Annotated in this window: 1 protein-coding gene; it reads right to left on the bottom strand. The window is 68.4% G+C overall.

Features of this window, described 5'->3' with window-relative positions:
* Positions 1-33: 33 nt before the first annotated feature.
* A partial coding sequence (locus EXE51_RS17410; protein WP_137693185.1) for an iron-sulfur cluster assembly scaffold protein occupies positions 34-412 on the bottom strand: 379 nt, incomplete at its 5' end.

The following is a 412-nucleotide window of genomic DNA, read 5'->3' as shown; positions in this document are numbered from 1 at the left end:
GCCGGAGGAGAGGCCTCCCGCGCGAGAGGCCGGCTACTCCTCGGTGATCGTGCGGTCGTCGGGGTCGAGCTCGCCGCGGTGGATCTTCGCGCCGTCCTGCGCGACCTGTCGTCCCAACACCGCGCACTTCACGCGCATCGGGGAGATGTCGACGCCGAGCATCTCGGTGACGTCGTCGGTGTCGAGCGCGTCCAGCTCCTCGACGTCCATCCCGTGGAGCCGCTCCGAGAGCATGCTCGCGGAGGCCATCGAGATGGCGCAGCCGTCGCCGGTGAACCGCACCGCCTCGATCGTCTCCCCGTCGTCGTCGAGGTCGACGTCCATCCGGATCGTGTCGCCACAGGAGGGGTTCTCGCCGACGTGCGTGAAGTCCGGATCCTCGATCTCCCCGTAGTTTCGCGGGTTCTTGTAG

It is taken from the genome of Halorubrum sp. CGM5_25_10-8B (genome assembly GCF_005435095.1).
In the GTDB taxonomy this organism is placed as follows: domain Archaea; phylum Halobacteriota; class Halobacteria; order Halobacteriales; family Haloferacaceae; genus Halorubrum; species Halorubrum ezzemoulense.
This window is presented reverse-complemented; position numbering and strand designations above follow the sequence as displayed.